The 308-nt window shown below is 73.1% G+C and carries 1 protein-coding gene; it reads right to left on the reverse strand.

Translation table 11 applies throughout. The annotated features are described in order from the left end of the window. Positions 1-59 precede the first annotated feature (59 nt). Positions 60-308: RcpC/CpaB family pilus assembly protein (locus tag DJ021_RS19040; RefSeq protein ID WP_207801917.1), on the reverse strand; the 249-nt coding region annotated here is incomplete at its 5' end.

The raw sequence follows: 308 nt of genomic DNA on the forward strand, positions 1-308 counted from the left end.
CGCAGCTTGTCGCCGTTCGCTTGTGGTTGTTCATGTGCGTTCCCCCGAAATTTCGTTGGCTATTCGCGTGCGACGGCGACGCTGGACGCTTCGGCTCCGCGCCAGACCTGGACGCTCGGGCCTTGCGGGCTGGCGCGCCGGACGATGCGGGCAGGCCGGGTGCGCGGCGCGGGCGCGGCGGCGGCGGCCAGGGTGAGGTCGCCGGTGCGGACCGTGCGCACCGCATTGTCGCCGCGCGCCAGCGGCTCCTCGGCGCTGCGCAGGGCAAGCGAAAGGGTGCCGACCTGACCGGCGAGGGCCAGTTTCTG

The organism is Phenylobacterium hankyongense (assembly GCF_003254505.1).
In the GTDB taxonomy this organism is placed as follows: domain Bacteria; phylum Pseudomonadota; class Alphaproteobacteria; order Caulobacterales; family Caulobacteraceae; genus Phenylobacterium; species Phenylobacterium hankyongense.